General features: G+C 70.0%; 1 protein-coding gene. It reads left to right on the top strand.

From position 1 onward, the window contains the following. On the top strand, window positions 1-410 hold a 410-nt coding region (locus I6F37_RS42465; RefSeq protein ID WP_368736834.1), incomplete at both ends, for an aminotransferase class V-fold PLP-dependent enzyme.

The raw sequence follows: 410 nt of genomic DNA, 5'->3' as shown, positions 1-410 counted from the left end.
CCACCGGCGAACGCGGGTCGCGCCAGCGTGCCGTGGGGCAGCTGTTCGCACGGCTCACCGGTGCACAGGCGGCGATGGTCGTGAACAACAACGCGGCGGCGGTGCTGCTGGTGACGGCAGCACTGGCGAGCGGGCGCCAGGTGGTGGTCAGCCGCGGCGAGAGCGTGGAGATCGGCGGCAGCTTCCGCGTGCCCGAGGTGATCGAGCAGTCGAACGCCACCCTCGTGGACGTCGGCACCACCAACCGCACGCGCCTCGCCGACTACCGCCGCGCCATGGGACGAGCGAAGGCCGACGTCGCCATGGTGCTGAAGGTGCATCCCAGCAACTACCGCGTGGAGGGCTTCGTCGAAGACACGTCGGTCGAGCAGTTGGCCACATTGGGCTCCACGCTGGTGGTCGACATCGGC

The organism is Bradyrhizobium sp. NBAIM08 (assembly GCF_020193935.1).
Classification (GTDB): Bacteria; Pseudomonadota; Alphaproteobacteria; order Rhizobiales; family Xanthobacteraceae; genus Bradyrhizobium; species Bradyrhizobium yuanmingense.
This window is presented reverse-complemented; position numbering and strand designations above follow the sequence as displayed.